Genomic DNA, 8236 nt, shown 5'->3' on the forward strand with positions numbered 1-8236 from the left:
CTTTCTCACTTCCAATCTGAACGCGAGTGGGGACTGATCCGTGGATCAGGCATTCTCAAGACGACGATGGGGTGCCCCACGGATGGGGTGCCCCACGGAAGGACGTGACGTGATCCGACAACTACCTTCGGCCGCCTCTGGCGATCGTGCGCAGGACCGCTCGGGTTACGTGCGGGTGCGCGGCGCGCGGGAAAACAACCTGAAGAACGTCGATGTGGATATTCCGCGAGACGCCTTCGTGGTGTTCACCGGCATATCCGGTTCGGGCAAGTCATCTCTGGCCTTCGGCACCCTCTATGCTGAAGCGCAACGCCGCTACCTGGAATCGGTCGCACCTTATGCCCGACGCCTCATCGACCAGGCCGGCGTGCCGGAGGTCGATGCCATCGATGGACTGCCTCCCGCGGTCGCCCTGCAGCAGCAGCGCGGTTCATCCAACGCGCGATCCTCGGTCGGCAGCGTGACGACGCTCTCCAGCCTGGTTCGTATGCTCTATTCGCGCGTCGGCGTGTATCCGCGCAATCAGCCGATGCTTTATGCGGAGGACTTCTCGCCAAACACCGTGGCCGGGGCCTGCCCGACCTGCCACGGGATTGGGCGCGTCTATGACGCGACCGAAAAGACGATGGTGCCCGACGATACGCTCACCATTCGCGAGCGGGCGATCGCCTCATGGCCGCCGGCGTGGCACGGCCAGAACCTGCGCGATATCCTCGTGTCGCTCGGCTATGACGTCGATACGCCCTGGCGCGATCTGCCGAAGAAGGATCGCGACTGGATTCTCTTCACCGACGAGCAGCCGACAGCGTCTGTCTATGCGGGCCTGACCCCCGCGCAGACCCGTGTTGCCCTCAAACGCCGTATGGAGCCGAGCTATCAAGGCACCTTCACCGGCGCCCGCCGCTACGTGCTCGACACCTTCGCCAACACGAAAAGCGTGCTGATGAAGAAGCGGGTTTCTCAATACATCATCGGCCGCGATTGCCCGACCTGTCATGGCAAGCGCCTGAAGCGTGAGGCCCTGTCGGTGAAATTCGCCGGGCTGGATATTGCCGCCTTCGGCGATCTGACGTTGCTGAAGCTCCGGGACTTGCTCGCACCCATCGCGCAGGGTGAGTTCGGAAGGGCGGAAGCGACCGCGAAGGGCCATGTCCTCGACAAAGCCTCCCGCGATGCCGCGGTAGAGCGGAGAGTTGCTACCGGCGGTTCGGCACACAAGGGCGCGCCCGATGTCCGTCGCACACCAAATCTTTCCGACGAAAAGCGGCTCGCCGCCCAACGTCTGGCGACCGAACTGCTCGAACGGCTCGGGCCTCTGATCGACCTTGGTCTCGGATACATCTCGCTCGACCGCAGCACGCCTACGCTCTCCTCCGGGGAACTGCAACGCCTGCGACTCGCCACCCAATTGTCGTCACAGCTTTTCGGCGTGGTCTATGTGCTCGACGAGCCGTCAGCAGGGTTGCACCCGGCAGACGGAGAAGCCTTGCTCTCGATCCTTGGGCGGCTGAAGGCTGCTGGTAATTCGCTTTTCGTCGTCGAGCACAATCTCGACGTGATCCGCCATGCCGAATGGTTGATCGATGTCGGGCCGGGCGCTGGCGAGAAGGGCGGCGAGGTGATCTACAGCGGGCCGATCGAGGGTCTCGCCGAGGTCGAGGAATCGGTCACACGCCGCTATCTGTTCGCAGAACCCATCGTTAATGACCGGCTCCCACGCGAAGCCAAGGCGTGGCTTCGTCTCCAAGGGGTGACACGCAACAATTTACGCGGCCTCGATGTCGAGCTTCCGATCGGGTGTTTCACGGCAGTCACCGGGGTTTCGGGATCGGGCAAGTCCAGTCTGGTGAGCCAGGCGTTGCCGGAGCTTGTTGCAGACCATTTCGGCGCCCCCTCGCAAGCGGTCGAAGACGATGAAGTCGATCCGTTGCTCGATGTCGCGCAGGAGGAGACCGAAGGACGCATCGTCGCGGGAATGGAGCATATCCGGCGACTGGTGCGGGTCGATCAGAAGCCGATCGGCCGCACTCCGCGCTCAAACCTCGCCACCTACAGCGGCCTGTTCGATCATGTGCGCAAAGTCTTCGCCGATACGCCTCTAGCCCGCCGGCGCCGCTATAGCCCCGGCAGGTTCTCGTTCAACGTTGCGGAGGGGAGATGCCCGGTGTGCGAGGGCGAGGGCTTCGTGATGGTGGAGCTGCTGTTCCTGCCGAGCGTCTATGCGCGTTGTTCGACTTGCCATGGCAGCCGCTACAACCCGCCAACGCTCGAGGTCGAATGGAACGGCCGCAACATCGCCCAGGTGCTGGAATTGACGGTGGACGAGGCTTGCGACTTCTTCGCGGGTGAGCCGCCCGTCATGCGCTCCCTCGACGTGTTGCGGGAGATTGGCTTGGGCTATCTGCGGCTCGGGCAGCCGGCGACGGAATTGTCAGGCGGCGAGGCGCAACGCATCAAGCTGGCGACCGAGCTGCAACGCGCGCAGCGCGGTAACGCGATCTACATCCTTGACGAGCCAACCTCAGGGCTGCACCCATCCGACGCGGATCGGCTGATGCGGCATCTGCAGGGCCTTGTCGATGTCGGCAATACGGTCGTGGTGGTCGAACATGACATGCGCGCCATCGCGCAGGTGGATTGGGTCATCGACCTGGGACCGGGAGCAGGTGAGGATGGCGGCCGCACCATCGCCAGCGGAGTTCCCCGCGACGTCGCCGAAGCGCGAGGCAGCCTAACCGCGCCCTATCTCAAGGCGGCGCTCAGTGCGGCTCCGTGATAGGGGGTGACCTGAGCCCGGAAAACTCCTCCAGATTGAGGTAGAGTCCGTCTCGCGGGAGAGACGGCAGATGAAGAAGGGTCGCTTTAGGGCTTGTGACGAAATAAACGCTTCGAATGTCAAGCGACTGTTCGGTTGGGCTTTGGAACGAAGGTGTAGTTCCAATCTGGATGGAAGCGGTCGTAGCGGATATTGAGCTGACTGATCTGTTGATCAGAGACCTTGGCGCCCTTGGGATAGCTCGTGGCGTCAATGTCGCAGGCGATGGTCAGTCCGGAGGTTGTCGTGGTGGCGGCGATGAGCTGCACGATGACCTTGTGGGAGAGCAAAGGTTTGGCGCGCCAGTTCTGGGTAATGAAGGCGAACATGCGATGCTCGATGCGGTTCCACTTGCTGGTGCCAGGCGGGTGATGGGTGACGGTGATGGCGAGACCGGTCTGGTTGGCGAAGTTCTGCAACTCGACCTTCCAGAGGCGGACCCGAGCGCCATTGCTGGCGCCGCAATCGGCAGTGATCAGCAGGCGCGTGGCCTTGGGATAGCGCTTGCGCCCCATGCGCCGCCACCAGCGACGAATGCTCTCGACGGCGAAGGTTGCATCTACCTCGAACTGCTGCCGCGCGATCTCTCCGAGTATCCTGATCGTCCTCGCTCAAGCCTCGGCCTTGTCGCGTAACTCGTAGGCGGCGGCGTATCCTACAAGGGCGTTGTCGAAGCTCGCACCTGAAACAGCTGGTTGTGCTCTGGGAATATAGGGCAATCCAGCATTCAGTGCGCAGGCTGTTCCAGACAGCACAACTAATCGGAGAGACAAGTGCACCAAAGTCTCTCCCACAAGCATCTGAGGTTTCTAGGTATGATTGCGTTCAACTCGCGCTATTTCAAGCAGGGAAGGTCTCCGAGATTGGGCACTTAAATATGCAGATCGGCGCGCGAGCAGAGACGAGCTATCAGGTGTCAACGCTTCGGCACAACGCGTCCAGAACCCGCCGGGCGATGGAAGAGTCGAGCGTCTGGCGCTTGAAGTAGACCAGCACCGCGATTTCGATCGGCTGATGGATCGGCACCGTCACGATATTGTCGAAGCGCTCGTGGCGCACCGTTTGTAAATCGACGAAGGCCAGCCCGAGCTCGCGCTCGACCGCGGCGCATGCGATCAGCGAGGAGCCGACTTCGACCGTGGCCGCATCGAGTACCGGGCCCATACCATGCCGCGCCAGTGCGCTGAAAATCGGGCTGTCGCGCTTGTAGGTGATCATCTGCTGGCCGACGAGATCGTCCGGCGTGATCGACTTACGGAGCGCGAGCTCGTGACCCTTGGGCACCGCCAGTGCGAACTGCATGACGGCGGCGTGGCGATGCTGCAAGTTGGGCTGCGCCCTCTCGGTGATGGCGACACCAAAGTCGAACTTGCCGCCCAGCAGGGCGCTCATCATCTCGTTGAACGGCGCGAAGTCGATGGCCAAGTGCACATCGGGGCTGTCCCGGCGAATGTCGGCAAGCCGATCGACCACCAGCGTGTGCGCCAGTGCGTGCGCCGCTGCAATCCGTACCAGGCCGGCCTGCGTCTTGGCGAGGCGGGCGAGATAGCCACGCACGCGCTCGACGCCCTGGTAGGCGCGCTCGACCTCCTCGTAGAGCATCAGCGCCTCGCGCGTCGGCTCGAGGCGGCCTTTCACCCGGCTGAACAGGCGCACGCCGATGCGATCCTCGAGATTGTGGATCAGGCGGCTGACCCCCGGCTGGCTGACGTTCAGGAACTGCGCCGCCGCCGACACCGTGCGGTTCAGCATCAGGGCGCGGAAGACCTCGATCTGGCGGATGTTCATCGCCCCCGATCTATAACAGTGTGTTATGCATGGCAGAAGCCAAGGTATATGACGCCCGCAGTGGCGACCGGTCTAATCGGTCTATGAACCCCTTTCGCGCCTGCCTGCTCGCTGCCGCCGCTCTCCTGCTGGGCGCCGCCGCCGCGAACGCCGACCAACCGACCCAGCTGATCGTGCCGTTCGACGCTGGCAGCTCGACCGACGTGGTCGCCCGCGCCATGCAACCGACCCTGTCGGCCAAGCTCGGCAGCAACGTGCTGGTGATCAACAAGCCAGGCGCCTCGGGCACGCTCGGCGCCGCGGAGCTGGCGCGCGCCAAGCCGGACGGCAAGACCATAGCCATCCTCGGCATGGCCGGCATCGCCATGGTCCCGCACTTCCGCAAGCTGAGCTTCGACCTCGATTCGTTCGACTTCATCTGCCAAGTCTACTCGGCGCCGGTCATCGTCATGGTCGCACCCGACTCGCCCTACAAGAACATCAAGGCGCTGCTTGAATTCGGCAAGGCCAACCCGGGCAAGCTGTTCTACGGCTCGCCCGGCATTGGCACGCCCGACCACATCAACATGGCGAACTTCCTGCGCCAGAACGGCGTCACCGGCACACACGTGCCGTTCTCCGGCGGCGGTGCGGTCACGCAGGCGATCGTGTCCAACCAGATCGTCGCGGTCTCCAACACCACCGTGCTGCTCAACGCCTACAAGCTGAAGCCGCTGGCCGTGCTGGCCGACAAGCGCCTGCCCGAGTTGCCCGACGTGCCGGCCGCGAACGAGTTCGGCCCGCCGGTCGACGTGTCGATCTGGGCGGTGATGACCGCGCCCAAGGGATTGGCGCCCGAAGTGAAGGCCTCGCTCGAGCAGGCTTGCAAGGCGACGCTCGACGATCCGGCCTACCAGGCGATCGCGCTGCGTGCCGGCTTCCCGCCCTACTTCCGGACCGGCAACGCGTTCCGCACTTTCGTCGGCGAGGAGTTCAAGCGCTTCGGTGCCCAGATGAAGGTCGAGGGCCTGGAGCTTCAATAACGAACAGATCCCTCGCTGCGCTAGGGATAACAGAAATGAGGAGGAAACGATGAAGCTCGAGACGAGACCGCTGCATCCCGCGTTCGGGGTCGAGGTGCTGAACCTCCAGGTCGGTCCGAAGCTCGATGACGAGACCTTCGCCGCCCTCCGGCATGAGTTCGAGCAGAGCTCGCTGGTGCTGCTGCGCGACCAGTCGATGTCGCCGGCCGAGCAGGAGGCCTTCACCAAGCGCTTCCGCGAGCTCGAGTATCACGTGCTGAAGGAGCACACCTTCGCCGACCATCCCGGCGTGATGATCCTCACCAACGCGGTCGAGGGCGGCAAGCCACAGGGTGCGCACAAGATCGGCTGGCACTGGCACACCGACCTCACCTACTACCCCAGACCGTGCGACATGACGATGCTGCTCGGCGTCGAAATCCCGCCCGAAGGCGGCGACACGTTGTTCTGCTCGCTGACCGCCGCCTACGACGCGCTCCCCGCCGAGGAGCGCCGCCGCTATGACGCGATGACGGCGGTGCACAGCTACAACTACATGCGCTCGATCAAGTATCCGAACGCGGCGTCGCTCAGCCAGGAGCAGCTCGACCGCGTGCGCGACGTCGAGCATCCGCTGATCCGCCAGCATCCGGTCACCGGCCGGCGCGCGCTCTATGTCAGCGAGTATATCATCCAGAACATCGTCGGCATGGACATCCCGGAATCGCAGGCCTTGCTGGCCGAGCTGGTCACCCATGCCACGAGCGACCGCTTAGTCTACCGGCACAAGTGGCGCAAGGGCGACCTTCTGTTCTGGGACAACCGCGCGACAATGCACAAGGCAACACCCTACAACGACGCGGCCTACACCCGGCGCATGCACCGTTCCATGACGGCGGGCGACGTGCCGTTTCTGAACCTGTCGTGAAGCTCTGCCGCATCGGCCCGGCGGGTGGCGAGAAGCCCGCCGTGCTCGGAAACGATGGCCGGCTGCGCGACGTGTCCGCCGCCGTGCCGGACTTCACAGGCGACTTCTTCGCCGGCGATTGGCGCGGCGTCCTCGAACGGGCGCTGCCAGGCGCCCCCCTGCTCCCGGCCAATCCGACGCCGCGCTTCGGCGTGCCGATTGCCAATGTGTCGAAGGTGGTCGGCGCCGGCATGAACTACCACGAGGGCGTGCGCCGCGCCGGCATGACGACGCCGGTCGAGCCGCTCCTGTTCATCAAGCCGAACACCTGCCTGGCAGCGGCTAACGATCCGCTGGTCCTGCCTCCCGGCGCCGACAAGCTCGACTGGGAGGTCGAGCTCGGGGTCGTGATCGGCCGCAATTGCTCGCGCCTCGCCGACCATGAGGTCGATGCCGCGATCCTGGGCTACTGCGTCTTCAACGACCTGTCGGAACGCCGTTGGCAGAACGAGCAGGGTGGCGAATGGTGCAAGGGCAAGAGCGCCGACGGCTTCGGCCCCTGCGGCCCATGGGTCGTCACAGCCGACGAGGTGGGCGATCCAGGCAGGCTCGACATCTGGCTCGATCTCAACGGCGTGCGGCAGCAGAATTCCAACACCGCTGATATGATTTTCACCGTGCGCTTCGTGATCGCCTACGTCTCGCGGTTCATGCGACTCCTGCCAGGCGACATCGTCATCATGGGCACGCCGCCGGGGACCGGCTGGCGCCTGAAGCCGCCACGCTTCCTCCGCCCTGGCGACCGGCTGTCACTTGGCATCCAGCGGCTCGGCGATCAGACCACAGTCGTCGAGGCGCAGAGTACGTCATGAATTTGTTCGCAAGGGCAGAAAGTAGGAACGCAAACACCGCCCCGATGGCTAGATCGGGACGGTAAGCGAGTTATGACAGAAGTGGTTGCGGGGGCCCGCAACCACCGAGACCGACACTCGCTGATCGCTACCATTTGACTGAGCCTACATGCGTTCCAGCGGTCTCGCCTATCGGTAGACCGTCCAATTTCTTCGCCACAGCTACCGATTCTTCCATCTTTGTACCAGTCCCTCGCAGGTATCCTCGCCGGAGGGCTTGTAGATGCGCAGATCAAAACGTTGCCCACCGCCCTATCACCCCACGCTACGAGCAGACTTCGACTGCAAGTTCATGTGACGATCTGACTCCAATTGCTGGCAGCCAAGGTCTGTGTGGCAGCCGTCCTAATCGCTGACTTCTCATTGGCCGTCAGATCATCTGAAATGATGTTGTTCGTGTTCGCTGGATCCACAAAGCGGGCATCCACGAATGAGTCGCGAAGATACTGGAGCACGGTCCAGACATTGTCTGAGAGGCCGCCCCACCTACCGGATAGTGCCAATATGGTAACCATCTCCAAGTAGAATGAAGGAAAGTCGAGCCGGTGCTGGTCGCGCCAAAGCTTTAGGACACGCGTCTCCGCAATGCGCCCGCCCGTACGGACGTAGTTGATGTGATTTATCACATTCGTCTTGGTCCAGGTATCAGCCTTCCTGCGATACAGGCTGTGGTCGTCGCTCGTGTTGTCCTGGCGCCTTGCCGGGACCAGGTCGACGGCAATCGTTCCGACCCGGATGTTCAGCGAAACATTCTGTCGGCGTATCGTATAGCCTCTGTCCTGCAGTCGTTTCGCGAGGGTTCCGTAGATCTCCT

6 protein-coding genes and 1 pseudogene are annotated in these 8236 nt (G+C 63.2%); 4 read left to right on the top strand and 3 right to left on the bottom strand.

Annotated elements, in window-relative coordinates:
• Positions 1-109: 109 nt before the first annotated feature.
• Positions 110-2776, top strand: coding sequence for an excinuclease ABC subunit A (locus ACILR9_RS27830; RefSeq protein ID WP_395713235.1), 2667 nt, complete (start codon positions 110-112; stop codon positions 2774-2776).
• Between the two features lie 119 nt (positions 2777-2895).
• Here ACILR9_RS27830 and ACILR9_RS27835 read toward each other — a convergent pair.
• Both ACILR9_RS27835 and ACILR9_RS27840 read right to left on the bottom strand, forming a co-directional pair.
• Positions 2896-3372 (bottom strand): annotated as a pseudogene (locus ACILR9_RS27835) (ISAzo13 family transposase); the annotation flags it as partial.
• A 352-nt stretch (positions 3373-3724) separates the two neighbouring features.
• Positions 3725-4603: a LysR family transcriptional regulator gene (locus ACILR9_RS27840; protein WP_395713236.1), complete on the bottom strand. Its 879-nt coding sequence runs from the start codon at positions 4601-4603 to the stop codon at positions 3725-3727.
• A gap of 83 nt (positions 4604-4686) precedes the next feature.
• Between ACILR9_RS27840 and ACILR9_RS27845 the strand changes: the two genes are divergently transcribed.
• From ACILR9_RS27845 to ACILR9_RS27855, 3 genes are read left to right on the top strand one after another with little or no spacing between them, the layout of a single operon-like run.
• Entirely contained in the window at positions 4687-5625 is a 939-nt protein-coding gene (locus tag ACILR9_RS27845; protein ID WP_395713237.1) for a tripartite tricarboxylate transporter substrate binding protein, read from the top strand.
• Between the two features lie 49 nt (positions 5626-5674).
• Positions 5675-6532, top strand: a complete 858-nt coding sequence (locus tag ACILR9_RS27850) for a TauD/TfdA dioxygenase family protein (protein ID WP_395713238.1) — start codon at positions 5675-5677, stop codon at positions 6530-6532.
• On the top strand, positions 6529-7383 hold the full coding sequence (locus ACILR9_RS27855) for a fumarylacetoacetate hydrolase family protein (RefSeq protein ID WP_395713239.1): 855 nt from the start codon (positions 6529-6531) through the stop codon (positions 7381-7383). Before ACILR9_RS27850 ends, ACILR9_RS27855 begins: the two co-directional genes overlap by 4 nt.
• Before the next feature lie 329 nt (positions 7384-7712).
• On the opposite strand, the gene ACILR9_RS27860 is transcribed toward ACILR9_RS27855, so the two are convergent.
• A partial coding sequence (locus tag ACILR9_RS27860) for a nucleotidyltransferase (RefSeq protein WP_395713240.1) occupies positions 7713-8236 on the bottom strand: 524 nt, incomplete at its 5' end.

This window comes from Reyranella sp. (assembly GCF_044224635.1).
Classification (GTDB): Bacteria; Pseudomonadota; Alphaproteobacteria; order Reyranellales; family Reyranellaceae; genus Reyranella.

Excerpts from the sequence above, each read along its gene's own strand:
- ACILR9_RS27850 (WP_395713238.1), top strand. The coding sequence starts at position 5,675 with ATGAAGCTCGAGACGAGACCGCTGCATCCCGCGTTCGGGGTCGAGGTG.
- ACILR9_RS27840 (WP_395713236.1), bottom strand. The coding sequence starts at position 4,603 with ATGAACATCCGCCAGATCGAGGTCTTCCGCGCCCTGATGCTGAACCGC.
- ACILR9_RS27845 (WP_395713237.1), top strand. The coding sequence starts at position 4,687 with ATGAACCCCTTTCGCGCCTGCCTGCTCGCTGCCGCCGCTCTCCTGCTG.